Source organism: Pseudoalteromonas atlantica (assembly GCF_043641955.1).
Lineage (GTDB): Bacteria > Pseudomonadota > Gammaproteobacteria > Enterobacterales > Alteromonadaceae > Pseudoalteromonas > Pseudoalteromonas atlantica_A.
In genome coordinates this window covers 1-11,512 of the sequence record NZ_JBHZRV010000022.1, presented here as the reverse complement: position 1 = coordinate 11,512, position 11,512 = coordinate 1, and the positions used below count along the sequence as shown (strand labels likewise).

Sequence of the window (11,512 nt, the reverse complement as noted above, 5' to 3'; positions counted from 1 at the left end):
ATTAGCTCAGTTGGGAGAGCATCGCCCTTACAAGGCGAGGGTCACTGGTTCAAGTCCAGTATCACCCACCACATATAGAAATTCCTCAGAATACATCAATTTAAAATATATACCATTCATTACTTAAAATGCTCTCTAGTTAGTTATCAGCTCAATTGAGTAAAAGCATCGCCGCCTTTATAACGAATGGCGAGGGTCGCAGGTATCAAGTCCAGTATCACCCACCACATATAAAAATTCTTCAGAATACATCAATTTAAAATATCTATCATTCATTGTCTAAAATGTTTTCTATCTAGTTATAAGCTCAATTGAGTAAAAGCATCGGCGCTTTTATAACGAATAGCGAGGGTCGCAGGTATCAAGTCCAGTATCACCCACCACATATAAAATTCCTCAGAATACATCAATTTAAAATATCTACCATTCATTACTTAAAATTTTCTCTAGTTAGTTATCAGCTCAATTGAGTAAATGCATCGCCGCCTTTATAACGAATGGCGAGGGTCGCAGGTATCAAGTCCAGTATCACCCACCACATATAAAAATTCTTCAGAATACATCAATTTAAAATATCTACCATTCATTGCCTAAAATGTTCTCTAGCTAGTTATTAGCTCAATTGAAAAATAGCACTGTACTACTGTCTCAATTGCAAAGTACGGGGTTAAAGTCATAATAATAATTAGGCATTGCAAAAAGCCCCTACCGGTCTTTTCGATATAATCTGCTGCAACAAATTTAGCTGAATGATTTTCTTAAAAAGTAAGTGTAGGAAAGTGGCGCCGTAATGGACATTGCTGTGTGAGATATATCTTACAATACTGTGCGTGTTGTCAGTTAATTTTGATTAAAATACATTAGATAAAAGCTTAAGTTATTGTTTTATAGTTACAATGTTTTTGTTTCATAAATGTTGCAATAAAATAATCTACATTTCCTGCTATCAGTAATCCAAGAATCTATTAGAATTTAGCACATCAAGACGATGCAGACTCAATGATTGAGCTGATGCCAAGGAAATGGATTACGGCAAATTAGCATGAAGCTAGGCAAGAAGCCAAATGGACAAGTTAACATGGATGCCAAGGAAGACTTAGGATATTGCCAGGATGCGATACATTAGCGGAGCTAATGAAAAGGATTACCCAATGGATTATATTACAGGAAGTAATAGGAGCGCTTGGAAGCGTAGGAACGCCAAGGTGGCAAGTGGATAACACTAGGATGTGTAGGATATCGCATTGATGCGATGTGAGGGTGTATTCAGGATGTATACCCGTTCAGGGGATGATAAAAAGGGTAGCTTCGGCGTAGGAATGGATGCCTTATTATGGATGAAGTCAGATTGGGGCGTAACTATATGTTACGCCTTAGTTTTTTATACCAGTTTATTGGGTAGCTCAAGTTAGTTAAAACTTTAACTGGCTCTCATATTTTGTGCGGTGGCACAACGACACTCTTCAGCATTTCATTTTCCATAGATAAAACACCTTGATACACGCTTTGACCATCGCTTGAAAATTCAAACATGAACTCGCTTTTTATTCCTGGTTTGCCATTCTTTAAAATACCCAACCGACGTTTGGTGCATGCGACACTCATCAGTTGTACTTGCAGTTGTTCACTTTGACGCTTGGCATGTGCATCAGCTGCTTCTGCCACTTTTCGGTTTAGCCAAAACAGATAAATTACACTGCCGATAAAAATGAATGTCCACAAACTTGCCATGTTAAGAAAATAACCTTCCAATTGCGCGAGCGAGGGTTTCGCTACGGTTTTCTTTTCGTAATAGACCTAATAGATGCGGGCGAACTGCTGGAATTGCAACTAGATCAGCAAAAATACTTGGGAAAAGCGTATCAATTTCTTGATGGTGCGCACAGTTATCCATAAATATATGTAATCGTTGTGGGTCTTCTAATAAAGAATAACAACGCCCTGCAATAGTTAGCAACACATCTGAATCTGTGGCTAGTTTGCTTGCTAACACTGAGTCAACAATTTGTCCTGTTAAGCCTTGTGCTTGAGAGTTCGACATAGCGCGCAGTGCGCAAACAAGGGCTAAAGAATCATTTTCGTCAATAGCATCTTGTGCGTGCTGAGAAAGCTGCTCAGTCAAGCTTACTGGAATATTTACATGCTCCAACATAGCACTGAGCGGTTGCAATACTTCGGCGGGGAGTTGTCCCCATGCATCTTTTAAATTAGTTAAGTTGCTATCGTTTTCCAAGCGTAATGCATAATCAGCAATACCTTGTATAGCTACGCTTTGCCAGTTATCAAAACCGAGCTTTGCGCTAAAATACAGTTGCGCATATTCATAATATTGCGACGCAGGCTGCTTTAGCAGTGTCTTTAGAAGAGAATTGAATGCCGCAAGTTTATTGGCATTAGGCGTAAAGACATATGGGTTATTATCAAGTTTACCATCAGCTTGTTCACCTGTTAGGTCATTGCCAAGCGCTTCTATAACCATGTTTGCAAAATGATCACGACTCGCACACACCAATTTACTTTGCTCATCAACAGGAAATTTCAAAAACCATACGTAAGGTTCTTTACTGGCGGAGCTATCCCAAAATTGAATAGCGATCCATGCGTGTCCTGCAAGCGGATACGGGTAAGGGATCTGGGCTTGCTCAATAGCATTAAATTGTTTTTTATCAATCTTTGTGATGCGCCTGCCAATATCAAAAGCACGCCATTGTGTGCCAGCTCCATCAAGAAGCTGCCCTAAAGTCGCTATTTGCTCAGTCATTATCTTCTCTAAATTTTACACTGCAATATACTGATAATTATACGTCATAGCCGCTTATGAGGGAACAGGGTATAATCAACCCGTCTATATACAAGGGGGTGTAATGGTATACGTAATTCAGGATTATCTGGCGCAACTTGAAGATTTATTAAAACAGCATCAACTTTGGCAAAATGAGCCCATTGATGAGCACGCGTTAAATTTTACAGTCCCTTTTTGCCACGATACCTTGGCGTTTGAGCAATGGCTGCAATTTGTATTCATAAAGAAAATGTCTTTGTTAATTAAGCAACAGCAACCTTTACCAAGTAATATGTCAATTGCGCCAATGGCTGAACTAATGCTGTCAAAATCGAGCGGTGGTGATGAAATAATCGAATTATTGAAAGAGATTGATAACTTTTTTGGAAGAGTAAATGATTGAACGTCCAGAGCCAGCTGTTTATGGTGAACTTGAAATTTTATACCAAGACGCAGATTACATTGCGATAAATAAACCCTCAGGGTTACTTGTGCATCGTTCATTTTTAGATAAACATGAAACGCAGTTTGCTATGCAAATGCTGCGCGATCAAATTGGGCAACATGTCTTTCCGGTTCATCGATTAGACAGGCCTACCTCAGGTGTTTTGTTATTTGCGTTGAGCTCTGAAGCTGCTCGCGACATCAATCAACTGTTTATTGATAATCAAATATCAAAACGTTACTTAGCTTTAGTTCGTGGTTTTGCACCTGATTCAGTCTTTTTAGATAAACCATTGAAAGAAGAACTGGATAAAATTGCTGATAAGTTTGCTGATCAAGATAAGGCACCACAAGAAGCACAAACGCAGTTTAACTGTTTGCACCAAGCTGCGTTGCCAATTCCAATAGGTAAGTATCCTACTGTGCGTTATTCATTGGTTGAGTGTTTTCCTAAAACGGGCCGAAAACATCAGATCCGTCGACATTTAAAGCATTTATCTTTACCTATTATCGGTGATGTTAATCACGGGGATAATCAGCACAACCAGTTTTTTCGGGAACATTTTAAGTTGCGCCGGTTAATGTTATTTGCAACTGAGCTTCACTTTGTGCACCCTTATACAAAGCAAGCTGTAAAAATAAAAGCGCCACTAGGTGAAGCGATGCTGAGCATTTGCAATCAACTCGGTTGGCCAAACCAAGAAAAGGATTATTAATGGCAACGATTAGCATATTTGTCGGCAGTGTTTACGGTGGCGCTGAGCGTTTAAGTGATGACGTTATCGAAGTGATTGAACAGTCAACCCATCAAGCAAAACTGATCACAACACCCACACTAGAAGACGTAAAGTCAGCGAGTCATATATTGGTAATTACCTCAACCACTGGGCAAGGTGAGATACCAGATAATTTATCGCCGCTTTATAGCCAGCTTGATAACCAGTTCCCTATGTTGACGGGTAAGCCTTACGGCATTGTTGCTATGGGTGACAGAAGCTATGGCGATACGTTTTGCGGCGCAGGGCGTAGCTTTGATGAGTTGTTTCGTGATTTACAGGCAAAGCCAGTTGGTCATCGCTTAGAAATAGATGCCAGTGAAGACTTTGAACCGTGGCCTGTAACTGAGCCTTGGTTAAAACAGTGGCTAACAAAATTACCTGAGTAAATAAAAAAGAGCGCATTAGCGCTCTTTATCATTGTGGAATTAAATTAAATACTAAATACTAAGTACTTTTTACGTCCACTTTAAGTTTCAATTTTTGCCCTGGCTGTAAGTACTTTTGCCCTGCCAAATTATTCCACTTAATAATATCGTTCACCGATAAATTAAACTTAGAGGCAATACGTGCTAGCGAATCACCGCGACGAACTTTATAAGTAATTGTTCGGTTGGTGCTAACTAAGGCTGTTTGCTTATTAGTATTTGATTTATATATTGTGAGTTTTTGTCCTAATCGTAATACACTGCTTTTATTTAGCTTATTCCATTTAGCCAGCTCAGTAATGGTGACATCATATTCGCGACTAATATCCCACAATGTATCGCCACTTTTAACCTTATGAAATACTTTTTGTTCTGTCGTTTTATTAACGGCTAGACGCACTTTATGTGGTAGGTGTTGGCTTTTAACAGCGCCGTCACTCAGTGGTACTAAAAGTTGCTGACCGACTCGAATAGTTGTTGTATTTAATTTGTTGAGGGATTTTATCGCACTCACGCTGGTCGAAAACTTATCTGCAATGACTGATAAACTATCCCCGTTGGTCACTTTATATTGTTGCCAGCGTAAACGCTCTTTAATGTCTGTTTTGGCAAGTTGTTGTTGGAAGCTGTCAACTTTATCCGAAGGGATAAGTAAAAAATGAGGTCCATTTGGATCGGTTGCCCAGCGGTTGAAACCTGGATTTAAACGATAAAGTTCAGTTAAACTGATTTGTGCCATTTCTGCCGCTAAGGCTAAGTCTATTTGAGAGCCGATGTCTACAGTTTCTACAACTTGCGCATTGATGATTGGGTTCCACTTTAAACCAAACTCTTCTTGACGTTTAAGTAAGTCAGAGAGCGCCAATAACTTAGGAACATACGCGGTGGTTTCTTTTGGTAAATCAAGTGACCAAAAGTCAGTAGGCAAGTGCTTTTTTCGGTTTTTCCTAATTGCCCGCAGTAAACGACCTTCACCAGAATTGTATGCCGCAATTGCATTAAGCCAATCGCCTTCGAGTGTTTTATGCAAATAAGACAAGTAATCAAGTGCTGCGCGAGTCGACTGTACAATATCTCGGCGACCGTCATACCACCAGTTTTGTTTAAGGTCAAAACGTTCACCTGTTTGCGGCATAAATTGCCAAATACCCGAAGCACTGCGGTGTGAATAACCAAATGGGTCAAATGCACTTTCCACAATAGGTAAAAGCGCTATCTCGATAGGCATTTCGCGTTTTTCAACTTCTTCTACAATAAAGTGTAAATAAGGCTCTGCACGCTTTGAAATTCTGTCCAGATAAGCTTGATGGCGAGCATAATAATTACGCTCAGTAACAACTGGACGGTTTTGCGGTACTTCAATTGATAATTGATAGCGAATTCTTTCCCACACATCATCAAAAATAGGGGAGGCATCATCAAGCTCGTTCACTTGAACGTATTGCGCATTTAGCATTAATGCATCATTGATTTCGCTTGGGCTTGCGCCATCAAACTGCTCAACAGACTGATTAGCATTGATGCTATCTGTCTTGTTGTTGGAATGTGTTGAAGTTAATGTTTGACAACCACTTAGCACTAAAGCTAAGCCTAAAACGAGTGAGGATTTTTTCATAAATACCAATACATCAGGTAAAAAACTCGGCGAATACTACCCGTTATGAGCCAACATTGCCACTTTATGACCACCTAAAAACTGCAACAGTGATGGTAATAACCCTATAATAAACTGATTATTACAGGGTTGTTATCTTAGAAGTGGTCTTTCCAGGCTCTAAGACCTGCAAAGTTTTGCCAAGGTTCATTATTTTGTAACATGTTTTTTGATTTATGCTGATACTCAATTGGAATATTTTGACTAATACCTGATATATCACTGCGCATAAAAGGGTTTATTTTGCGCTCTAACGCGATGGTGCTAGGTAAGGTAATTTCATCATTGCTACGTTTAGCATCTACCCATTGTGCATACTCAATTAAATCGGCATTGGTGGGCTCAACTGCTAGAGCGAATGCTAAATTTGCTTGTGTGTATTCATGTGTACAATATATTTTACACATCTCTGGCAGCTGCTTTAATTTATCAAAAGAGTGCTGCATTTGCTCTGCGCTACCTTCAAATAAACGCCCGCAGCCACCACTAAATAATGTGTCACCAGTAAATGCCAGTGCAGGGTTTAAATAACAAATGTGATCTAGCGTATGGCCAGGAGTATGGATGATGGCAAACTCTGTATCAAACACTGAGACAGTGTCGCCTTCATTTAGTGTATTTGTTATCCCTTTAAAAGGGCTGTTGCTGGGGCCATATACATTTATACCCTTAAAAGCTTCACATAAGGAAGCCACGCCATCGGTGTGATCATAATGATGGTGAGTTATTAGTATGCCAGCGAGTGTTAATCCATGTTGACTTAAATGCGTCAGTACTGGCTCAGCTTGGCCTGGGTCTACCACCCAAGCGAGGTGTTCTTCACTATGTGTAATGCACCAAATGTAATTATCTGAAAAGGCTTTGATTGCTTTGACTTGCACCATTTAACATTGCTCTATAAAGTGATCATATTGAACAGTATAACGAGCTTAGCAGATGAAACCAGCCCTTAGTTTTCAAGAAGGACCCAAGCCATTATCATGGCATGAATTTCCTCATGGCGACTACTTGCGTTCTGATATTGAGCGTAAAATGGCAAAATGGCTACCGCGTATGTTTGGCTACCACATGTTAAAGTTGGGTAACCTAAGCGGGGAACTTAATACTAGCGCTAGTACCATAAAACACCAAGTTTGTGTGGCTGAATCTGGTCCTCATACGGGAGTTGTTGCTGATATTGATGAATTGCCATTTTATGAGCACAGCGTTGATGCATGTATATTAAGTCATTGCTTAGAGTACCATTCAGATCCTCACCATATCCTTCGTGAAGTACATAGAACCTTGCTACCGGGTGGTTATATGGTGATCACTGGCTTTAACCCCTTTAGCCTATGTGGGCTGGCGCAGTTACTGCCATTTAGTAGACAAAAGCTGCCTTGGACTGGCCGGTTTTTTACACCAGCACGTGTTAAAGATTGGTTGCACTTACTTGGTTTTGAATTAGTAAGTGATGAACGGTTTATTTTCTCATCACTGGCTCGAGGCACGCGTCTTTCTCGTTTTGCTCCATGGAGGCGTTTTACAAAGCAATATTTAAAACCTATGGGCAGTGTCTATATGCTCGTGGCAAGAAAAAGAGTAGCACCGCTAACACCAATTAAACCTAAATGGCACGCGAGGCCACAGTTTTCACCTGTAAAAGGAGCTGGCCTTAGGCAAACCTCAAAGCAGCACCGTAAGCGGGATTGTTAAAAATGATTGTGTAGGTTGGGGTAGTTGACCTGCACGAATATTCATTTGAATTGCTGGGTGTAATAATTGTGGTGAGCTAAGTGTGGCGTCTCGTTTTTCTCTTGTTTCTATGTACGCATGTTCTGACTGTTGCAAATGAACATTTGTTAAACGCTGCTCTTGCACAGTGGTTTTGTTTGCCAGCTCTCGGCCATACGGTTGGTAGTCGTGACACATCCACATAATAGTTTTATCTGGTAGTGCTAATACCTTTTGTAAAGACGCGTAGAGTTCTTTTGCGCTACCGCCAGGAAAGTCACAGCGTGCAGTACCACTATCGGGCATAAAAAAGGTATCCCCAACAAAAAGGTTCCCCTCAATCAAGTAGCTTACACTATCAGGTGTATGTCCGGGGGTGGATACTATATCAAAATGTGTATTACCAAACTTGAAGCGCTCCCCATCATTAAATAGCTCATCAAATGGTGAGCCATCGCATGGCATATCAAGGTGATACAAATGACTAAAATAAGCCTGTACTTGCGTTATGCCTTTACCAGTACCTAGTTTACACGGATGTTCAGTTTTAAGTTGTTGTTTAATATAACTCGCGGCAGTTATATGATCTGCATGGGCATGTGTTTCTAAAATCCATTCAAGAGTGAGTTTATGAGCTGAAACATAGTCAATGATTTGGTTTGCTGTGGTAAATGTAAGTGTTGCACTTGGCGCGTCAAAGTCTGCGGGTGGGTCAATGAGTATTGCACTGTGAGTGTCTAAACAGCTTACTAAATAGGTGAATGTTGCGCTTTGTTTATGAAAGAAAGACTTAACAGCAATGGGCATTTTACAACTCCAATATATTATATACCTAAACCTTATAACATATAACGAAATTGTAAAATGGTTTGCGACTAATTGAGCGCGTTACAGTGGGGTAAATGATTTATTCGGGCTGGTAGCCTTCATCCACAAGTAGATTTTTACTGCCCGCAGCGTCACGTGCTAGGTCATCTACTATTTCATTGTATTTGTTACCACTGTGACCCTTAACCCACTTCCACGTTATTGTGTGTCTATTACAGGCTTCATCAAGGCGTTTCCATAAGTCGACATTTTTCACAGGTTTTTTTGCTGACGTTTTCCAGCCACGCTTTTTCCAGTTTGCAACCCAAGACTCAATACCTTGCTTTACATATTGGCTATCGGTCGTAAGGTTAATTTCACAAGGGCGGGTTAAACTTTCAAGCGCTACAATGGCCGCTAGCATCTCCATGCGATTGTTTGTGGTAAGGGTATAACCTTGGCTCATTTCTTTTTCATGACCGTTATAAAGCATGAAAATACCATATCCGCCGGGACCCGGATTACCTAAACATGAGCCATCAGTATAAATCTCTACGGTTTTTTGCACTGTTTTACCTTGATATTATGTACAATAAAGTGATTATAGAAAGATACCAGAATCAGGCTAAGTTCGATATGCAGCGCAGACAAATAGTTTTAGATACAGAAACCACCGGCATCGACCCTAAACAAGGGCACCGAATTATTGAAATCGGCTGTGTGGAATTAATAAACCGCCGATTAACCGGCAATAATTTTCACGTTTATATTAATCCGCAGCGCAGCATTGAAGAAGAGGCAATTGATGTTCACGGTATTACCAATGAGTTTTTACGTGACAAGCCTTTATACCACCAAATAGCGCAAGAGTTTTTCGATTACATCAAAGGGGCAGAGCTTGTCATTCATAACGCTCCGTTTGACGTTGGTCACATGGACAACGAGTTTGCTTTGCTTAATCAGGGTTATCCAAACACCCACGATTACTGTCAAGTTCTCGACACCCTTAAAATGGCGCGTGACTTGCATCCTGGACAGAAGAACAACCTTGATGCACTGTGCCGTCGTTATGATGTAGATAACACTAAGCGGACGTTACACGGCGCACTACTGGATTCTGAAATACTTGCAGACGTTTACTTAGCCATGACAGGCGGCCAAGTGAAACTCAACTTAAATCAGAATAAAAATCAAGGTAATGAGCAACAACAAAGAGCGATACGTCGTCTAAGCTTAGAGCGTGCACCACTAAAAGTGCTTTTAGCTAATGATGAAGAACAGACAGCCCATCAAGCACGACTAGATATCGTTCAAGACGCTGGCGGCCAATGTTTATGGCGCGCTGAATAAGGCCCACAATGAAACATTATTTATTTACATTGCTGGTGGTATTTATTTTACCACTTACACTGAGCGCGCAAAGCGATGATAAAATCACATTGCTAAAGCGTGACGGTCAACAGAACGAAGTGCCTTTATTAAATAATCGCTTTCGGATTGATTATAAAGTGGAAGAAATTAATCTTTTATTCTTTCGTAAACCTGGTACACCTGCTGTGGTGTTGGTGCAACCTGATGGCAGTAAGCTTTATGCGACGTCGGCAATAAAAGAACCGAATGTAGATTGGTTTGATGAAATAAGCTATGACTTAATAACCATTCGTGAACCTACGCCAGGGCCTTGGCAGGTGGTAGGCAGTATTTTGCCTGATAGCCGCATTGTGGTCATTGGTGATATTGACTTAAAAGTTGAACCATTACCGCCGCTTCTTTTTAGAGGAGAGACAGTTAAAGTTACAGGTCAGATTTTAAATGATGGTGAGCCAATCGGTGTTGGGATGTTTCGTGATGTAGTGAGCCTTCATGTTGATTTTATCAGTACTAACAATAGTGATTATGCTAATTTTGGTGCAGGTACGCATAGCGTTGCCCAATTTAGAGATAATGGGCGTGGTTTTGATGAACGCCCTAAAGATGGAATATTTACCGGAGAGTTTAAACTTGCCTTTCCGGCGGGTCAGTGGCAGCCAGAACTTTATATTGAAACACCGCTACTAAAGCGCACCGTTGTTCAAGACATTATTGTAGTTAAAGAGCCTCCCTTTAGTTTTGACATCGCCTTAGCAGAAGACGATACCCTTGAGCATGTTTTAACAGTTTCTTTAGACCCTGAAGTGGTAAAACCCGAAACAGTGCTTATACAGGGTAAAATTTACTACCCGAACAATGAAGAGCAAATGTTTAACATCGAAGGTAATAGTTCGCTTACCAGAGAGCTCATTATTAAAAACTATGATTGGGGTCGCTATAGTGTTGAGTTGTCTGTTTTTGGTACGAACATTAATGGTCGTGAGTTTATGGCAACTTTGCCAACCTATCGCTTTGAGATAGAAAGGCCCATTGAGATTGTTCCTGAGTTACCTGAGCCTGTGCTAACCGAAGCAGAAATAAAAGAAATCGCGCGAGTAAAAAAAGAAGCTGAGTCGATGTCTACAGTTTTGTTTGTCAGCCTTATTATTGGTGGCAATCTATTGGTTTTACTTATTGGCTGGTTAGCAATTCGGGTTTTCGTACAGAAAAAATCAATCATGCCAAAAATAAGTATTCCTTTTTTGAAGAAAAAAGCAGCCCCCGATGATGACTCAGCAAATAACGAAAAAAATGAAGTCGACAAAAATGGCTCAAAAAATGATAAATCAGGTGAAATTTTAAACCTTTCGATGTCAGATGACTAAAAAACCTGTAAAAAAACAAAAAAGCCCTTGACGAAGTAGGGGCTGGTTCGTATTATTCACGCCGCTGCAAAGGGAGACCTAAGCAGCAAACGAAAATGCGGAGTGGTAGTTCAGTTGGTTAGAATACCGGCCTGTCACGCCGGGGGTCGCGGGTTCGAGTCCCGTCCACTCCG

12 protein-coding genes and 1 tRNA gene are annotated in these 11,512 nt (G+C 40.5%); 7 read left to right on the top strand and 6 right to left on the bottom strand.

Translation table 11 applies throughout. The features are described 5' to 3' along the window. Positions 1 to 1,431: 1,431 nt before the first annotated feature. Together ACHUE3_RS19795 and ACHUE3_RS19790 are read right to left on the bottom strand one after the other, a co-directional pair. Positions 1,432 to 1,731: a DUF3301 domain-containing protein gene (locus ACHUE3_RS19795; protein WP_394194014.1), complete on the bottom strand. Its 300-nt coding sequence runs from the start codon at positions 1,729 to 1,731 to the stop codon at positions 1,432 to 1,434. Position 1,732: 1 nt separating this feature from the next. Continuing rightward, complete coding sequence (locus ACHUE3_RS19790; RefSeq protein ID WP_394194012.1) at positions 1,733 to 2,761, bottom strand: DUF3549 family protein; 1,029 nt, start codon at positions 2,759 to 2,761, stop codon at positions 1,733 to 1,735. Between the two features lie 103 nt (positions 2,762 to 2,864). Here ACHUE3_RS19790 and ACHUE3_RS19785 point away from each other — a divergent pair, with 103 nt between their 5' ends. The 3 genes from ACHUE3_RS19785 to ACHUE3_RS19775 are packed head-to-tail and all read left to right on the top strand — an operon-like array spanning position 2,865 to position 4,391. Beyond that, positions 2,865 to 3,185, top strand: coding sequence for a YqcC family protein (locus ACHUE3_RS19785; RefSeq protein WP_394194011.1), 321 nt, complete (start codon positions 2,865 to 2,867; stop codon positions 3,183 to 3,185). After that, the gene (gene truC / locus ACHUE3_RS19780; RefSeq protein WP_394194009.1) at positions 3,178 to 3,942 is read left to right on the top strand and encodes a tRNA pseudouridine(65) synthase TruC; all 765 of its coding nucleotides are present in this window, start codon (positions 3,178 to 3,180) and stop codon (positions 3,940 to 3,942) included. The genes ACHUE3_RS19785 and truC overlap by 8 nt, the downstream gene beginning before the upstream one ends. After that, positions 3,942 to 4,391, top strand: coding sequence for a flavodoxin (locus ACHUE3_RS19775; RefSeq protein ID WP_394194007.1), 450 nt, complete (start codon positions 3,942 to 3,944; stop codon positions 4,389 to 4,391). The genes truC and ACHUE3_RS19775 overlap by 1 nt, the downstream gene beginning before the upstream one ends. Before the next feature lie 58 nt (positions 4,392 to 4,449). Here ACHUE3_RS19775 and ACHUE3_RS19770 read toward each other — a convergent pair whose 3' ends face one another. Continuing rightward, positions 4,450 to 6,045: a LysM peptidoglycan-binding domain-containing protein gene (locus ACHUE3_RS19770; protein ID WP_394194005.1), complete on the bottom strand. Its 1,596-nt coding sequence runs from the start codon at positions 6,043 to 6,045 to the stop codon at positions 4,450 to 4,452. Positions 6,046 to 6,182: 137 nt separating this feature from the next. After that, positions 6,183 to 6,968 carry a hydroxyacylglutathione hydrolase gene (gene gloB, locus ACHUE3_RS19765; protein ID WP_394194003.1) on the bottom strand — a complete coding sequence of 262 codons (786 nt, stop codon included), beginning with the start codon at positions 6,966 to 6,968 and terminating at the stop codon, positions 6,183 to 6,185. A gap of 52 nt (positions 6,969 to 7,020) precedes the next feature. On the opposite strand from gloB, the gene ACHUE3_RS19760 reads away from it, so the two are divergent. Further along, on the top strand, positions 7,021 to 7,779 hold the full coding sequence (locus ACHUE3_RS19760; protein ID WP_394194001.1) for a class I SAM-dependent methyltransferase: 759 nt from the start codon (positions 7,021 to 7,023) through the stop codon (positions 7,777 to 7,779). Here the strand turns inward: ACHUE3_RS19760 and ACHUE3_RS19755 are convergent. Further along, a complete protein-coding gene (locus tag ACHUE3_RS19755) occupies positions 7,750 to 8,604 on the bottom strand; it encodes an MBL fold metallo-hydrolase (protein ID WP_394193999.1) in 855 nt (284 codons plus the stop codon). The genes ACHUE3_RS19760 and ACHUE3_RS19755 overlap by 30 nt on opposite strands. Before the next feature lie 100 nt (positions 8,605 to 8,704). After that, on the bottom strand, positions 8,705 to 9,172 hold the full coding sequence (rnhA, locus tag ACHUE3_RS19750) for a ribonuclease HI (RefSeq protein WP_099297627.1): 468 nt from the start codon (positions 9,170 to 9,172) through the stop codon (positions 8,705 to 8,707). 68 nt (positions 9,173 to 9,240) lie between these two features. Between rnhA and dnaQ the strand changes: the two genes are divergently transcribed. The 3 genes from dnaQ to ACHUE3_RS19735 all read left to right on the top strand — a co-directional run bounded on the left by dnaQ (position 9,241) and on the right by ACHUE3_RS19735 (position 11,512). Next, positions 9,241 to 9,954: a DNA polymerase III subunit epsilon gene (gene dnaQ / locus ACHUE3_RS19745; protein WP_394193998.1), complete on the top strand. Its 714-nt coding sequence runs from the start codon at positions 9,241 to 9,243 to the stop codon at positions 9,952 to 9,954. 8 nt (positions 9,955 to 9,962) lie between these two features. Further along, positions 9,963 to 11,339: a TIGR03503 family protein gene (locus ACHUE3_RS19740; RefSeq protein WP_394193996.1), complete on the top strand. Its 1,377-nt coding sequence runs from the start codon at positions 9,963 to 9,965 to the stop codon at positions 11,337 to 11,339. A gap of 99 nt (positions 11,340 to 11,438) precedes the next feature. Next, positions 11,439 to 11,512 (top strand) — tRNA-Asp (locus ACHUE3_RS19735).

Bases quoted from the DNA above. Each gene is read 5' to 3' on its own strand.
- ACHUE3_RS19795 (WP_394194014.1), bottom strand. From the start codon at position 1,731: ATGGCAAGTTTGTGGACATTCATTTTTATCGGCAGTGTAATTTATCTG.
- ACHUE3_RS19790 (WP_394194012.1), bottom strand. From the start codon at position 2,761: ATGACTGAGCAAATAGCGACTTTAGGGCAGCTTCTTGATGGAGCTGGC.
- ACHUE3_RS19785 (WP_394194011.1), top strand. From the start codon at position 2,865: ATGGTATACGTAATTCAGGATTATCTGGCGCAACTTGAAGATTTATTA.
- truC (WP_394194009.1), top strand. From the start codon at position 3,178: ATGATTGAACGTCCAGAGCCAGCTGTTTATGGTGAACTTGAAATTTTA.
- ACHUE3_RS19775 (WP_394194007.1), top strand. From the start codon at position 3,942: ATGGCAACGATTAGCATATTTGTCGGCAGTGTTTACGGTGGCGCTGAG.
- ACHUE3_RS19770 (WP_394194005.1), bottom strand. From the start codon at position 6,045: ATGAAAAAATCCTCACTCGTTTTAGGCTTAGCTTTAGTGCTAAGTGGT.
- gloB (WP_394194003.1), bottom strand. From the start codon at position 6,968: ATGGTGCAAGTCAAAGCAATCAAAGCCTTTTCAGATAATTACATTTGG.
- ACHUE3_RS19760 (WP_394194001.1), top strand. From the start codon at position 7,021: ATGAAACCAGCCCTTAGTTTTCAAGAAGGACCCAAGCCATTATCATGG.
- ACHUE3_RS19755 (WP_394193999.1), bottom strand. From the start codon at position 8,604: ATGCCCATTGCTGTTAAGTCTTTCTTTCATAAACAAAGCGCAACATTC.
- dnaQ (WP_394193998.1), top strand. From the start codon at position 9,241: ATGCAGCGCAGACAAATAGTTTTAGATACAGAAACCACCGGCATCGAC.
- ACHUE3_RS19740 (WP_394193996.1), top strand. From the start codon at position 9,963: ATGAAACATTATTTATTTACATTGCTGGTGGTATTTATTTTACCACTT.